At 44.4% G+C, this 14,971-nt stretch carries 14 protein-coding genes; 4 read left to right on the forward strand and 10 right to left on the reverse strand.

The features are described 5' to 3' along the window. Positions 1-9: 9 nt before the first annotated feature. The 5 genes from L4D09_RS24615 to L4D09_RS24635 all read right to left on the reverse strand — a co-directional run bounded on the left by L4D09_RS24615 (position 10) and on the right by L4D09_RS24635 (position 5,736). The gene (locus L4D09_RS24615; protein ID WP_428460187.1) at positions 10-1,422 is read right to left on the reverse strand and encodes a YlbE family protein; all 1,413 of its coding nucleotides are present in this window, start codon (positions 1,420-1,422) and stop codon (positions 10-12) included. 13 nt (positions 1,423-1,435) lie between these two features. Then, positions 1,436-2,989, reverse strand: a complete 1,554-nt coding sequence (gene fdrA, locus L4D09_RS24620) for an acyl-CoA synthetase FdrA (RefSeq protein ID WP_428460188.1) — start codon at positions 2,987-2,989, stop codon at positions 1,436-1,438. A gap of 25 nt (positions 2,990-3,014) precedes the next feature. Beyond that, positions 3,015-3,863, reverse strand: coding sequence for an oxamate carbamoyltransferase subunit AllH family protein (locus L4D09_RS24625; protein ID WP_428460189.1), 849 nt, complete (start codon positions 3,861-3,863; stop codon positions 3,015-3,017). Positions 3,864-3,872: 9 nt separating this feature from the next. Continuing rightward, positions 3,873-4,535 (reverse strand): cysteine hydrolase family protein, encoded by a 663-nt coding sequence (locus tag L4D09_RS24630; protein ID WP_428460190.1) that lies wholly within the window; start codon positions 4,533-4,535, stop codon positions 3,873-3,875. Positions 4,536-4,833: 298 nt separating this feature from the next. Continuing rightward, on the reverse strand, positions 4,834-5,736 hold the full coding sequence (locus tag L4D09_RS24635) for a LysR substrate-binding domain-containing protein (protein ID WP_428460191.1): 903 nt from the start codon (positions 5,734-5,736) through the stop codon (positions 4,834-4,836). Between the two features lie 227 nt (positions 5,737-5,963). On the opposite strand from L4D09_RS24635, the gene befA reads away from it, so the two are divergent. From befA to L4D09_RS24650, 3 genes are all read left to right on the forward strand, one after another. Further along, entirely contained in the window at positions 5,964-6,734 is a 771-nt protein-coding gene (befA, locus tag L4D09_RS24640; protein WP_428460192.1) for a beta cell expansion factor BefA, read from the forward strand. A gap of 277 nt (positions 6,735-7,011) precedes the next feature. Then, positions 7,012-7,272 (forward strand): hypothetical protein, encoded by a 261-nt coding sequence (locus L4D09_RS24645; protein ID WP_428460193.1) that lies wholly within the window; start codon positions 7,012-7,014, stop codon positions 7,270-7,272. A gap of 90 nt (positions 7,273-7,362) precedes the next feature. After that, entirely contained in the window at positions 7,363-8,382 is a 1,020-nt protein-coding gene (locus L4D09_RS24650) for an adenosine deaminase (RefSeq protein WP_428460194.1), read from the forward strand. A 326-nt stretch (positions 8,383-8,708) separates the two neighbouring features. Here L4D09_RS24650 and L4D09_RS24655 read toward each other — a convergent pair whose 3' ends face one another. After that, positions 8,709-9,260 carry a hypothetical protein gene (locus L4D09_RS24655; RefSeq protein WP_428460195.1) on the reverse strand — a complete coding sequence of 184 codons (552 nt, stop codon included), beginning with the start codon at positions 9,258-9,260 and terminating at the stop codon, positions 8,709-8,711. A 165-nt stretch (positions 9,261-9,425) separates the two neighbouring features. Between L4D09_RS24655 and L4D09_RS24660 the strand changes: the two genes are divergently transcribed. Beyond that, entirely contained in the window at positions 9,426-9,908 is a 483-nt protein-coding gene (locus L4D09_RS24660) for a glutathione peroxidase (RefSeq protein ID WP_428460196.1), read from the forward strand. A 115-nt stretch (positions 9,909-10,023) separates the two neighbouring features. Here the strand turns inward: L4D09_RS24660 and L4D09_RS24665 are convergent, their stop codons facing one another. From L4D09_RS24665 to L4D09_RS24680, 4 genes are all read right to left on the reverse strand, one after another. Further along, positions 10,024-10,869, reverse strand: a complete 846-nt coding sequence (locus L4D09_RS24665; RefSeq protein ID WP_428460197.1) for a DmsC/YnfH family molybdoenzyme membrane anchor subunit — start codon at positions 10,867-10,869, stop codon at positions 10,024-10,026. Between the two features lies 1 nt (position 10,870). After that, positions 10,871-11,488: a DMSO/selenate family reductase complex B subunit gene (locus L4D09_RS24670; protein ID WP_428460198.1), complete on the reverse strand. Its 618-nt coding sequence runs from the start codon at positions 11,486-11,488 to the stop codon at positions 10,871-10,873. Between the two features lie 10 nt (positions 11,489-11,498). Then, the gene (locus tag L4D09_RS24675; protein ID WP_428460199.1) at positions 11,499-13,934 is read right to left on the reverse strand and encodes a DmsA/YnfE/YnfF family dimethyl sulfoxide reductase; all 2,436 of its coding nucleotides are present in this window, start codon (positions 13,932-13,934) and stop codon (positions 11,499-11,501) included. Between the two features lie 299 nt (positions 13,935-14,233). Continuing rightward, on the reverse strand, positions 14,234-14,728 hold the full coding sequence (locus L4D09_RS24680; protein ID WP_428460200.1) for an outer membrane beta-barrel protein: 495 nt from the start codon (positions 14,726-14,728) through the stop codon (positions 14,234-14,236). Positions 14,729-14,971: the final 243 nt, after the last annotated feature.

Below are 14,971 nucleotides of genomic sequence, written 5' to 3' on the forward strand. Positions count from 1 at the left end.
ATCTAGCTCCTAGCGGTAATGTTGGGTAGCGAGCGAATGTAATGCATCAACAAAGCACTTCATCGGTGCGGTGGTGATACCAGCACCAATCTGCCCCACACCGGCTTGCTTGTGAGCGATACCGGTATTGATAATTGGCAGCACGGAATGATCTACGACCTTACGGGCATCAATGCCTGCTGCAGTTGGTGCAAAGTTAAGTGCTGGAAGGGTAAAAGCCGGATTACCACCCAATGTTATGGCTTGCATAGAACGACTGTTATTTGTCGCATCTGCTGGCGTGCCACCAACAAATTTCACGATCGCTGGTGAGGAAGCCATAGCAAAGCCTCCCACGCCCGCGGTTTCAGTAATGGCGCTGTCACCCAAATCAGCGGCAGCGTCGTCGACACCATAACCAGGGAAGAAAAGCCCATTAACAGGGTTTGCTGGAGCTTGGAACCATGTATTACTTGTGCCAGAAAGGCGGATACCAAAGTTGACACCGTTACGGGCCATTACGGTAACCATCGTGCTGTTAGGTACGTTTTCGGCGGCTTTAAGCATGCTCTTACAAGCAGCCATCGACAGGTTCAGGAAGAAATGATCATTGGCTGTAATGAAGCCGACTGCGCGCTGGATTTGTTCTGGAGGCAGTGAGGTACTGAGTAGTGCAGGTACCAGTTGTTTTAGCAGTAAACCCGTTGCTGCCGCATTACGGTTATGGACTTCATCACCCATGTGTAGCGCTTGAGCCATGATCGGTTTTAGCTCGATTGGACCAGATTGTGTCAGCATTGCCTTCATTGCCTGAGCAAGCTCAGTCCCCATCCATTCTAGGCGATCAATAACGGCTTCACTGTTAGCGCCAAAACGTAATACTTTGCCAAGACCTTCATTGAAATTGCTGTATACACGCTCATTATCACTCGTAGGGTTTTCAACAACCCATAGCGGCATAGATCGGCTAATGATGCCTGCCATTGGGCCAACGGCGTCATAGTGGTGACAGGGTTCAAAGGTGACTTCACCATTTAGGATTAGAGCCTCTGCCTGCTCAAGGTTTTCTGCCCACTTCTCAAATAATACAGCACCTAAAATAGCGCCCTGAACAGGACCACACATGTCTTGCCAAGCAATCGGAGGACCTGCGTGCAAAATCAGTTTCTTCTCTGCGAGATCAGGTATTGCTTCACCTGCGAGCATGACATCAATAAGCATTGGCTGGGCGGCAAGATAACGCTGCATAGCTGTTTGGTTAGCCAGTTCAACCTCTGGCTGGTTCAGTAATGTAGCAAGAGAAAGGCCACCATCGCGGTCGCCCCCAGCTGGCGGTTGCCAGTTCATGGCTATGGCATCACCGCCGGCACGTTCAACGTTAGTAGCAAAGCTCGCGAGGCCAGCATTAAGGACAGTAAGCTTTTGAGAGAAAAGTGCTTTCATTGGAATTACCTAGTTAGCCAAGTTGAGAAACAAGATGAGCGGCAAGATGCGCAGCATCGGCATTACTGTCAGCCAGCAAGACACCAGCTTCTGCCAGTGAATGGCGGATCAATTCACGAGATTGAGGATCCTGTTCGGTACCACAAACATGTGCAATAAAGGCGGGAGGCGTAGCTTGCTCTCGGTGAACTTGGGCAATAATGGCAAGAAGTTCCGATAATGGTTGTTCAGAAGCACCGTAACCAAGAACGACATCAAACAACACCACTGCAGTATTGGGATCTTGGGCATCTTGAAGAATGCGCTGATTACGTAAACTAGGGTCGATCATTGGGTGAGGGCGGCCTTGGGTAAAGTCGTCATCGCCAAGATCAACAATGGTGTGCTGTTGGCTGACCCAAACATCATCAAGCAGACTATTGCCTTTACTTGGGGTGTTTGAGTACGTGCTAAGCCCATATTGAGATGCAATAATCTGGGCTTCAAAACAGAATGTGCCGCCAGCAAATACTCCTCTCATACAACGTTGTGTTGTAGTGAGCTGGGCTTTAAATGTTTCGATCTGTTGTTCCGCTATTTTTAGGCTGACTTGCGTCTGGGTAATGGCTTTTGGTATTTCTTGATTACCGAGGATAGCAACAGCAACTTCAGCTGAGTGCGCTAATGAGTCTGCGAAGTAAACAGAGTCTAGTGATAGCTCAGTGTTACTGGCACCGAGGAAGTGAACGACAACGGGTTTATCGATTTGTGATGCGCTCGCAAGAATAGATTCAGCAATCGCTTTTGCTGGTGGCTTGGAAATCAGTACAATAACTTGCGTTTCATCATCGTCGGCCAATGCTTGCAAGCCATGCAACATAGAGATCCCACCAACGTCCTGATGCAGGTCATGGCCACCAGTCCCCAAGGCTTGTGATACCCCTTCTCCGAGTTGATGAATGCGACAGGTTGCTTCTTGCAAGCCAGTACCAGAGGCCGCGACAACACCAATTGCACCACGACGGACAACATTCGCGAAGCCAAGTGGAATACCATTAATAATGGCTGTACCGCAGTCCGGCCCCATTACCATTAATGCTTTCTGTTGCGCGAGCTGTTTGATATGTCTTTCATCATCGAGTGACACGTTGTCACTGAACATCATTACATTCAGGCCAAGATTCAGTGCCTTTATCGCTTCTGCAGCCGCGTACTCGCCAGGAACAGAGATTAGGGCGAGGTTAGCATCGGGGTGCTGTTCTAAGCCAAGGGCAAAACTGGTGAGAGGTTGTGCAAACTGCTGGCCATCATTACCGCTATCGGGTTTGGCTGTCAGCGCTGTCTGCGCGTGCTCAATGGCTTCATTACAAGCATCTTCATTGCCTCTAACCGCAATCACGAGGTCGTTAGGCTTAGCTGTGATGTCAGTACCAAAACCGGCATCAGCCATTCGGGATAAGTTTGCCTCGGTGCCCATGACGACCGAAGCTTCTTCGATGCCATCAATTTTATTAAGGCGAGCTGAAATCTGCATCAGGGATACAGAATCCTGATAAAGATTTTCAAACGCTTTATATTTAATAACCATATAAATACCAGTCAGTTTAAACGTGTTAACTCAGTAATAATTCATTTATGCAGTACACAATGCCTGCAATCGTATCGGCGCCAGAGCTTGAACCAATATTTAGATTGGTTGTTATCGCGGCCTCCATTGTTGGCCTATCTGTCGCTGTAAATAAGTAATAAACTAGCCATTGCACAGGTTTTGAAAAATGCCGTGATAGTGCTAGTGATAAATAATGTGCGCTGATATCGGTTGTCTTGCTAATATTTTGCGGCACATGTAATTGAAAACGTTGATAGGCAGTAGCTGCTTCAAGGTGTATCTGGCTTAAGCCAGATAATACAGCGAGTACACCGAGCAGGAAGTCATCACCAGAGGGTGTCAGCCCTTTACCGTAGCCTATGTTTTCAGTTATTTGTTCTGGAAAAGAGTAAATACAAATAGGTGTAATTAAACCTAGGTGTTGTATATATTTGCAAACAGAGTGCAATGGCTGTTTTTCTTTCTCAGAAACATGTTTAGTTAATATTTCTTCTGCAATGAGAATATTATTTTTAATTCTCTTTTTATTTATTAGGGATAAAGGTGGCGCTTGCGACCAATTCGTTGCAGCTAATGTATTTATTGCCTGTGCTGAAGATGAACATATGCGTATTACACCTCCTCGCATGAATACTTTATCGCCCACATTGATTATTGTGGTTAAGTCTTTCTGCGACCGAAAGTTACACTGATATGCAGTGGGGGTCGCAGGTAATGTGTCGTCAAGTAGGGATACCCAAGGTGTTTCTTTTAGGTCAGTTGTTATATTCACCGACCGTCGAAAGACACTATGAACGATGCCATTGAATGGCTGATCTGGGCAAAGGTATCCCATAGTAAGCGCAAGGATCATATCAGCAGCTTACTTTAGGCCCTCGATAATATTTTCTGAGTTAGATACCCAGCCAAAAATTGCACCCTGAGCTTTTATCATTTCAAGTGCATATTTCTGGAATTCAGGGAAATAAGAACCCACACAGTCTTCTGGAATGATGCACTCATAGCCACGGTCATTGGCTTCACGTACTGTCGTGTTAACGCATACTTCAGTCGTTACGCCACAAACAATTAGCGTTTTGATGTTGTGGTTTTGCAGAATAAGGTGAAGGTCAGTTTGGTAGAAAGCACCTTTACCAGGTTTGTCGATAATAGGTTCGCCAGCGATAGGGTAGAGCTCTGGAATAATGTCATGACCTTCTTCGCCACGAATAAGAATACGCCCTTTTGGACCCGTTTCACCAATAAACGTTTTGCCACCACGGGTTAACTTCGCTGGTGGGCAGTCGCTAAGATCGGCACGGTGACCTTCACGAGTATGAATAACCATCATTCCGGTATCGCGGGCTGCTTGTAGAACTTTGCCGCAAGGCTCAATGGCAGAGCGAACTAGCGATACATCATTACCAAGTGCTTCACCGAATCCGCCAGGTTCAACAAAGTCACGTTGCATATCAATGACGACTAAAGCTGTCGTTTCAGGAGTAAACTCTAGGGCAAAGGGTTCGGCATTAAATGTTCTAGTCATAGTTTAATAACCTTTAATTATTGGGTCAGGCTAACTCTTAGTGGTTAGCACAGGACTGATATTATCCAGCTGTGACTAATTAAAAAAGTGAGTAAATTAGACCTGTGAAATCAAAGATTTTGATGAGTCATACATTGATGTGTGGCTCATCACATTATTATGGTGCTCAATGGCTGTGATTGGGAGCAAATCACAGTTTATTTGCTTACATCGAAAAAGCTGATGCGTCGTTTCAGCTTTTTACTGAGTTAAAAGGCTGAAAATTCAGAACTGGATCACGGGGTTTGAGAGCCATTTGTTAACGGCACCACTGACTGATTTTTTCTGGCTGCATCAAATATTCGATACACCAATTTAATACAGGGCTTTCACGGTTAGCATGCCAAGCATAAAAAAGCTGTGTTGGTTGCTTATGTTCCACAATGGCTTTTTTAATGACTGTTCCTTGATCTAATAAGTTCTTAATGCGGTGGTGGGGGATATAGCCGATCCCTACACCGCGCTCAACCAGCTTGATTGCTGTGGTTAACTCTGGGGCGTAAATGATTTTCTGCCCTGTTAGTGACCATGTATCTTGTGGTGAGATATGTTGCGAGGTGTCTTTGACTACAATGGCAGGGTAATATCGTAGCTGCTCAGCCGTTAATACAGTGACTTGGCTTGCCAGAGGGTGTGATTGTGCAACGATGAGGTCCCATTCAATGTTACCAATAGAGTGATAGACAATACCTTCCATTTTCGGTGCCGAATGCGGCGCGCCAATAACCAGATCTGCTCGCCGATCATATAACGCATCCCAACAACCGTTATAGACTTCTGTTTTGACCGAAATCTGGGTCGAGGGAAACTGCTCGTTTAGCTGCTCAATTAAATTGATGAGGCCATCACGATTTATAATATTATTAATGGCTATCGAAAATGATACATCTACCCCTGTGCTGATCATGGCCGTATTGCGAACCAATTCTTCATAAGAATCGAGCATCCACTGGCTTTGGTCGATAAAATATTGCCCCGCAGGTGTAAGCTTTACTTGTCGTCCAGTTCGGTCAAACAATGGAAAACCGAGCTCCTCTTCCATTTTTTTTACGGTATAGCTAACGGCTGAAGGTACACGGCTGAGCCGCTCTGCGGCAACGGCAAAACTACCTGATTTTGCGATGACATGTATGGTTTTGAGGGCGTCTTTAGACAGAGGCATATTGGTTTCCGTTAGAGGCAATACTCATGAGATTATATGCTTTTGATAAGGTTGATCAAAGATCGGATGCGCTTAATGATTCATTGGCCTTACTTCAGATTTTATGACCTTAACGAAAGGCCATTTTTTATAGTATTCTTCATTATTAATAACAAGCAGAAAAGCCTGTATTGCTAGTTTAAGCTTCGATGGCGGGCTCGGTTTGATGGTGTACGAGGAGATATCAAATGAAGTTAAGAACACTAGTGATTGCATTGTCACTTGTTACCGCTCCGGTACATGCGGGGTGGGATGAGATAAAAGATGCTGCTTCGAAGCTTGGCGATGAGGTAGGAAAAGGATCGAAGGAAGCGTGGGATAGCGTGTCTGATTTCTCTAAAGAGACATGGGATTCAGTCTCTGAGTGGGGAGAAGATGCTTATAACACCGCTGGTGAATGGACTGATGCATCTATCGAGACCAGTAAAGAATGGCTAGATGCTGCTGATGCTAAACTCGACGAAATGCTAGAGCCCGAAACGGCAGAGGAAGCAAGGCTTGCACTCGATACCATGGCCGATACCGCACTGGTAAGGCTGTTTAATGAGCAACCATCAGCCAAGCTATTGTTTGATAGTGCATACGGCTACGCGGTATTTGACTCTCGTAAGTTCTCGCTCATGCTGCATACTAATCAAGGTGCTGGTGTGGCGGTTAACCGTCAAAACGATCAGCGTACTTACATGAAGATGTTTGGCGCAGGTTTAGCCGCGGGTTTTGGTGGCAAGTTCTACCAGCAAGTGATTCTGTTTGAAGATCAAGAAACCTTTGACGGCTTTGTTAAAGATGGCTGGGAAGCCACTTCTGAAGCTGGTGCTGTTGCAGGTACAGAGAGTGCAGAGCTGACGGCTAAGTACAATGGCGGTATGGCCATTTACCAAATTGGTGAAAAAGGTTTATTGCTTGATGCTAATATATCGGGTTCCAAGTACTGGATTGATGATGATTTAACGCAGTAACGCAGTAACGCAGTAACGCTGTTACAGAAACATGCTTTCATAGCCTCAAGGCAATCGCTTGTACGCTAAGATTTTTTGAAGCGTCTATCTTGAGGCTACCGTTTTTCCTACATGTTTTTTCTCGGCTCACTTCAAATAAAGTCTGCAAAATCAAATACCTTGGTAGAATAGTTATATAGATGTCAGTAAGTGATCATATTTTTATCAATTATCTTTGAAACCCAATATTTTACTTATTATAACTAAACCTCAAGACTAATTTGATGAGGGTTAGGCAATGGATACTAAACGTACTTGGGGCTATATATCATTGATGCTAGGCTGCGTTTCTTTGTTGTGGGGCGGTATCGCAATTAGTGGTTTTCTTGGTCAATCTCAGGTTACTCACGATATCGGAGGGTTACTTGCCATTACTGGGCAGGAGAGCATTTATGCCGTTGTTGATATCAAAAACAAGTATCAGCTCATTGCGACAATAGGGCTTATTCTTTCACTGTTCGGAGCATGGATGATGAAAGGGCAGTGGGATAAGCACTAATCTATCGATGCCTCTAGGTTATGCCTTTCCGCTCAATGAGTTCAATAAGCTACACTCATTCATAACATAACTGTTAGAAGGTGGTGAGCGATGAAAGGATTTGTGAGCGGATTACCTAAAGTTGAATTGCATGTGCATATAGAGGGGACACTTGAGCCCGAACTCATGTTTACTCTCGCGAAAAAGAATGGGATCGCATTACCGTATGACTCAGTAGAAGCGGTAAAGCTGGCCTATGAATTTGATGACTTACAATCATTTCTTGATCTTTATTATCAAGGTGCACAAGTTTTAAAGACTGAGCAGGATTTTTACGACTTAACTTATGCCTACCTTCTTCGCTGTAAAGAAGAACACGTTATTCACACTGAAATTTTCTTTGACCCTCAAACCCATACTCAGTCTGGTGTTAGCTTCGATACAGTGATCAACGGTATTGATCGTGCGCTTATTGATGGCCGAGAACAGCTTGGTATTTCTAGCCAGTTGATCATGTGTTTTCTGCGTCACCTCAGTGAAGACGCGGCGATTGATACCCTGCGGCAAGCATTGCCTCATAAAGACAAGATCATTGCTGTTGGGCTCGATTCGTCTGAACAAGGGCACCCACCTGAGAAGTTTCAGCGTGTATTTAAGATGGCGCGTGAAGTGGGTTTTTTAACTGTGGCGCATGCAGGGGAAGAAGGGCCTGCAAATAACATTGTCAAAGCGATTGAGCTGTTGCATGTCTCACGGGTTGATCACGGGGTACGATGTACTGAAGACGCTCAGTTGGTTCGACAACTCATTCAATCAAAAATGCCGTTAACAGTTTGCCCCTTATCGAATACGAAACTCAAAGTTTTTGCTGACATGTCAGAACATAACATTGTCCAACTGCTTGAGCAGGGTGTACGTGTAACCATTAATTCAGACGACCCTGCTTATTTTGGGGGGTATATGAATGCGAATTTTATGGCCATTGCCACGACATTCAATTTGTCAAAGCAGACAGTTGCACTGTTTACAGAGCATGCTATAGAGGCAAGTTTTATTAGTGATGCTGAAAAATCAGTACTTCATGAGCGTCTTCAGCATTACTTAGCGATTCAATTTAAGCCTGTGATTTAGTTTATTCTTGGCTTGGCAGGAGGAGAAATGAAGATAAAAAAAACGCCTATCAAATCCTTGATAGGCGTAGAAAAATAATTAAGGAACAACATATTTGAAGTGCATGCATAATATCGACTGTTTAAAAAACACACAACGATCGATTTTGTAAAAGTTGTATGCGCTTTTGTTAAATTGCTTTCTGCTCAAAAGCTTGTCAATAAGATTATTTTTTGCTCAATACGTTTTTTTCATAAATTTGGCCATTAACCCTTTTTAATGTAAGGGCTTGACGTTCGAAATTATCAAATTAGTCACAGTATTAAGGCACTGGAAAGGTGAAATGCTTACGGAAATAGACGTCTCAATGCATTTTTGATTGTTAATAAAAAATCCGACTTGGGCTTATTTTTGTGATTGAACTCAATACCCGTGTAATAAGCTTGCATGAAGGCTTGACGCTGAGTATGGAATTGCATGTCATCTGTATTAGCTAGCAATGTATTACTCAGCTCTACTGCTTGCTCGTTCGTGTAGCTCACGTCAATACCACAATACCCTTGTACTAAAAACCACAGCTTCGCAATAGCAGACAGTTCTAGGGCGTTCATGGTTTTAAATTTATCCGCATGCTCTTTGCCAACAGATTCACTAAAGAGCTGGTTCATATCGGTGATTTTATCTTTGGTCGCATTGAACTCTTCTGTAGCAATTTGCACAGACTGCGTCAGTAAACCAAGGGCAAGATCATGCTGGGGCTTATCGGACTTTTGTTGGCATACTCGGGTAAAAAATGCTGAGCGATGCGCAATAAACTGAGTCGCATAATCACGTTCGTCGGTATTGAGAGGAAGTTGGTCAAGGCCAAGTAGGTTCAGCGTGTCTTCAAGCGTTTTCATGAATAAGTCGATAATCGAAAGCAGTTAGGAAGAGTATACGTAATTCATATATCGAAGTAACCTTAATCAATAGCCATTGTTATGGGCTATTGACGAATGAATTAGAACTCTCTTTCTAATTCATTCGCATACACTGGCGAATAACGACAAATGAAGGGAAAAGGTATGTCTGGTTTTTACGAATTGTCTGCTAATCGTATCAGCGGCGAACAAGTTTCGATGCAAGAGTATGAAGGTAAGGTGGTGCTGGTGGTTAATACTGCGAGCGAATGTAGTTTTACGCCGCAATATCAAGGCTTGCAGGATTTGTATGCGAAATATGAAGAGCAAGGGCTGATTATTTTAGGCTTTCCTTGTAATCAATTTGGTGGTCAGGAACCTGGTGAGAATAGCGATATTGCCCAAGCGTGCCAGATTAATTATGGTGTCAGCTTCCCAATGTTTGGGAAGGTGGATGTTAATGGCCCTGATACTCATGAAGTCTTCCAATATCTAAAAAAATCATTACCGGGCTTAATTGGTCAAAAGGTGAAGTGGAATTTTACAAAGTTTCTAATTGGCCGAGATGGTAAACCTGTGAAACGTTATGCGCCAACTAAAACACCTGCCGCAATAGAAAAAGATATTGAACGCGCTTTACGACGTTAACACAAGGCTGCATGTTCCAGAGCAATAGCTAGAAGAAGGGGAAAATGACATTGTCATTTTCCCCTTCTGGCTCATTTTCGGCAAAGCTTATGCTAACAATACCGAAGGATAGGCATTAAATTCCAACAGTCATGTGTAGGCCATAGAACACGCCGCGGCCAATAAGCTCTGATAGTAGGATAAGCGCAAAGCTCAGTGCCATAACAGGCACGCCTGGGCGGCTATTCATTAAATTAGGAATAAACCATACAGCCAGTGCAGCCAGCAATAGGCCGACACGAATGATCTGTAGCTGTGCCAGATTAGGGATCAGCTCTGCTGCTGTGGTAACAGAAGTCTGTATCTCATTAAGACCGATCATTTGGCTAACCAACGCCATTAGGCTTAGCATAACCGCTAATGACCCAACAAAAGGTAAAGCTCGGTCTAAGCCTGCCATTTTATGCTGTGAACTGGTCAAAAGTAGATGACCGAAAATCAGACCTGAAATCACCATGGTGCTCATGAATGCAATCGGTGTATAGACGGTGTTCCAAGTTGGAACCGTGTCTAACAAGTACAATTTAGTCATCGAGAACATGAAGCCACCGCCAACAACCATCGCAGCAAGTAACAATAGCTTGCGTACTTTCTCTGGGCCTTTATCAAGCACTTCCAACAGCCAGTAACCACCACCTAAAGCAAAGAATAAGCTACCGGTAAAAATCTCATTCGATAACCAAGAGCTTCCGACCATATTCAGCGCATTAAAAGCACGCAGCGGGCTGCCTAAATGAAGTGTTGAGGCCGCAAAGCCTAGCCCCATAAGTACCCAAACAAAGAACATGGCTTTATGCAGTCGGTCACGAACACCGAAACATAATTTGCCGCTTAGGATCACCACACCCAGTAGGATAAATGCCCCGACTGCAGTTTGAGCTAAGACGGTGAATAAAATTAACGGCCATTCATGCCAAGCCATGTTATACCTCCTTCGGATTTGCTAGGAATCCGCTGCGGTCGCCAGTTGGGCGGGCGTGGCGGTTTGATTTAATCACAATGTTCGGTTTAGTTTTCAACGATGATGGTAATGGAGCCACATCAGCATTGGAACCATATTTTGTTCGCAGCTCATTAATAGGGCCAAATTCAAGCGCACGCAACGGGCAAGAGCCCACGCAAATTGGCTCGAGACCTTGGCCGACACGTTCGTAACAGCCGTCACACTTAGTCATGTGGCCTTTTTCTGCATTGTATTGTGGCGCACCGTATGGGCAAGCCATTGAGCAGTACTGACAACCGATACACTTGTCTTCGTCTACGATGACTAAGCCGTCTTCTTTACGTTTGTGCATAGCTCCTGATGGACATACCTTGGCACAGGCTGGTTCATCACAGTGGTTACACGCGATTGATAGGTAATAAGAGAAGACATCTTGACGGAACGTCGCGCCTTCTTTCACCCAGTTACCCCCTGTATATTCATAGACACGGCGATAGTTTACGCCGATATCCAGATCTTTGTTATCTTTGCACGATAGCTGACACGTTTTACAGCCAGTGCATTTGCTTGAATCAATATAAAATCCGAGTTGTTTCATGATCTAAACCTTATGACTTCTTCACCAGCTGCACGTCGACTAAATTGGTATGTTGTGGATTACCTTTTGCCAATGGGCTCGGGCGTAGGGTAGTCAGTACGTTCATGCTACCACCATGATCCACCCCGTTTTTGTCTGGTGCATACCAAGCACCTTCACCGACAGCCATGACGCCTGGCATCATCCGAGGGGTAACTTTTGCTGTTAGGTGCGTCTCACCACGTTCGTTGAAGATGCGGATAGGATCATCGTTCTTGATCCCACGCGCTTCGGCATCCATTGGGCTGATCCACACTTGTTGAGGTGCAGCTTCCATTATCTGGGTGATGTTGCCGTAAGTGGAGTGAGTACGAGATTTATAGTGGAAGCCCGTTAATTGCAGCGGGTATTTACTGCGTTTCGGATCGTCCCAACCATCATGTGTTGAGGTATAAACGGGTAATGGGTGAATTACATCGTCTGATGGAAGCTCCCACTCGGCAGCAATATTTGCTAAACGCTCAGAGTAGATCTCAACTTTACCTGACGGTGTATTAAGAGGGTTGTTGTCTGGGTCTTTACGGAAATCGGCGTGCGCAACAAAATGTTCCATCTTGCGCTTGTAAATACCTTGTTCACGCATCACGTCAAAGCTTGGTAGAGCAGGATCAATCTTACGGGTTTCTGCATATAGGTGACGTAGCCAACCTTCTTGATCTCGACCTTCAGTAAACTCTTTTTCTATACCAAGACGTTTAGCAACCTCTGTACAAATGTCATAGATGCTACGCGCTTCGAATACTGGCTCAATAGCTTTGCTGGCGAAAATGAAATATGGCATGTTTGCCGCAGCGCCATCCATACAGAAGTCGGACTGCTCAGAGGTCGTAAGATCTGGCAGGATGATATCAGCGTACTTTGCAGAAGATGTCATGTGGTTATCAATGACCACAATCATTTCACAGGCTTTGTCATCTTGCAGAATTTCATGAGTACGGTTGATATCAGAGTGTTGGTTTACCAAGCTGTTACCTGCGTAGTTCCAGATAAACTTAATTGGTACATCTAATTTGTCTTTACCGCGAACACCGTCAGCTTTAGCCGTCATCTCTGGGCCACGGAAGATAGCATCGGTCCATAAGAAGAATGAGATGGCTGTTTTAACGGGATTCTCAGGAATAGGGAAGCGAACAAATGGAATAGAAGTGTTACCTTCACGCGCTCCTGTACCGCCACCCGGAATACCGACATTACCTGTTAGAATCGATAGCATCGAAATCGCACGGGCAGAGAGTTCACCGTTGGCATGACGCTGAGGTCCCCAACCTTGGAAAATAGCACATGGCTTAGTTGAACCGATCTCTCGCGCTAGTTTGATGATGATATCAGCGGGAATCCCTGTAATATCAGCAGCCCAAGCAGGGGTCTTTTCTAGGCTATCAGCGTCACGACCTAGAATGTAGGATTTGTAGTCAGAATTTGCTGGCGCAGAGGCTGGCAAGGTCTTCTCGTCATAGCCCACACAGTATTTATCAAGAAATGGCTGATCAACCAAATCTTCAGTGATCATCACATGCGCCATACCAGCAACAAGCGCGGCATCAGTACCTGGACGAATTGGGATCCATTGATCTTCACGGCCACCAGCAGTATCGGTATAGCGCGGATCAATCACGATCATTTTTGCGTTTGAACGCTGTTTTGCTTCTGTTAAGTGGTGAATTTGACCACCACCAGACATACGGGTTTCTGCTGGGTTGTTACCAAACTGGACAATCAGTTTAGTATTCTCAAGATCTGAGAATGAATTATTCGCGCCGCTACCATAGGTGTAAGGCAAGCTGGCTGCTATCTGTGCTGTTGAATACGTACCGTAGTGGTTTAGATAACCACCGCTTAGATTCATAAGGCGAGCAAGTAAACTTGAGCCCGGAGGCCATGACTTGGTCACTGTACCACCTAGTGTACCTGTACCGTAGTTTAGGTACACCGCTTCACTGCCATACTCTTTACGGATACGCGTTAGGTTGTTGGTGATTTCGTCAAAGGCTTCATCCCAGCTAATGCGCTTAAATTTGCCTTCACCACGCTTACCCACACGTTTCATTGGGTATTTCAGGCGATCTGGATTGTAGACGCGACGGCGCATAGAGCGTCCGCGTAAACAAGCACGTACTTGGTGATCACCGTAGGTATCGTCACCGGTGTTATCGGTTTCGACCCATTTAATTTCACCATCGGCGACATGCATTCGCAATGGGCAACGGCTACCACAGTTTACGGTGCAGGCGCTCCATACCACTTTTTCTTCGGTACTTGTTTGTGTGGAAGCAACAGCGGAGCTTGATTTAAAGGGTAGGGATATAGTTCCAGCGACAGCGGCAAGTCCACCTATCGCGGAACTTGTTTTAACAAATTCCCGACGAGTAAACTTTGGTGCTAATAGCTGTTTTAATTTGGTTTTCATAGCACGACATTCTCTGTGTTATTAATGACACATGTATTTAGATAGGTCGCCTACTTATTTAGAGGTAGGTGACTTTTGTCTATTTTTCTCATGACGTGCTACTGGGTAACTTTGTTTTCTGTCAATAAAATGTATATATATGATGATATGGAGAGTTGCTTGTGCATTATGTGAAGAAAATCATCATACTGTTAATTTCGTTGCAATTTATTACATTGTTGCTGTGTTTGAAAGAGCGACCCAGTTATCCAATAATGAGTTAACCGGCTCGCACTGAGGTTGTTAACTAATGACTTTTGTTAGAACTTTAACCCAACGGTGAAGGAGAACTGCTCAATATCAACGTCAACGCCCTGATCTTCCATATCAAAGATTTCTTGTCTTACGTCGGCATAGAAATTTCTATAAGTAGCTCGTGCACCCACCCCGAAATAAATACCAGCATCGTCATAAAAATTCTCGTCGTACAGGTAGAAGCCGGCTGAAATGAACGGTTTTATCGAGACATTTTCTCCGTAGAACGTATAGCCGAGATCACCACCGAACTTCATCGTTTCTCCGCTTAAGATGCTTTCGTTGTTTTGCTCATAGGAGATATGAACACCAAAATAGCTGTTTAAATCATATCCATATTCAAGTTTGATACCATCGCCATAACCAAAGCTGACCCCCTTTACCTCAGCATCAGTCGAGCTATATCCAACGCCTAAACGGTGGTGATTTTCATCGTTAGCATGTACTTGGGACGATAACGCAATAGCGAACGCTACAATAGCAAAATTCTTCTTTTTCATGTACTTAGATCTATAATGTTCGAGGTGCGTTAAAGTTATACAAGAAGCAGGTGGAATAAAAGGTGATTTTCTTTGCAGTGCTGGTGAATATCTTTTTTTGATAAAGTTGTCACGATTGAAGTTAAGGAAAAGGTGAAATTTCGATTTTAAAAAAGAGAAAATGTGACTTGGTGACAAAGCTCGCTCAATATGTTGTGGGATAAAGTTCGCGGTTATGAGAATTATTATTTGTATATATTTAAT

It is taken from the genome of Photobacterium makurazakiensis (assembly GCF_050336715.1).
Taxonomy (GTDB): domain Bacteria; phylum Pseudomonadota; class Gammaproteobacteria; order Enterobacterales; family Vibrionaceae; genus Photobacterium; species Photobacterium makurazakiensis.